The sequence below is a fragment of the Acetobacter indonesiensis genome (assembly GCF_000963945.1).
GTDB lineage: Bacteria > Pseudomonadota > Alphaproteobacteria > Acetobacterales > Acetobacteraceae > Acetobacter > Acetobacter indonesiensis.
The window spans coordinates 1-360 of sequence record NZ_BAMW01000171.1 but is presented as its reverse complement, the minus strand read 5'-3'; the positions used below and the strand labels follow the sequence as shown (position 1 = coordinate 360).

Genomic DNA, 360 nt, shown 5'->3' with positions numbered 1-360 from the left:
GGTCAGATCAGGGAAGAGGTATTTTTCACCATTCGCCTCAAGCAGATTCAGCTCTTCCATTTTTAGCAGGCTGGAGTGAATGGGGATGATGCGAGTGCCGGCTGCCGTCTTGGGTGACCAGCCGTCTTCAATGTGAGGTCTGACATGGAAACAGGGTACACCGTCAATGACCTCAATGTCCTGACGCCTGAGGTTGCAGATTTCACCTAACCGCATACCGGTGAACATGCCTATGGTAATAATGCCAGCCCATGTTCGATGAGAGACTGCCGTCCCTGACCAATGCGTGCTGGCAAGCAAAGCAAGCTCACCATCCGTCCAGCCCCGTCGGACAATTTTCTTTGTGACATTAAAGTCCCA

Annotated in this window: 1 pseudogene; it reads right to left on the bottom strand. The window is 51.9% G+C overall.

Annotated features, from left to right (window positions below):
* A pseudogene (locus Abin_RS15540) lies at window positions 1-360 on the bottom strand (integrase); the annotation flags it as partial.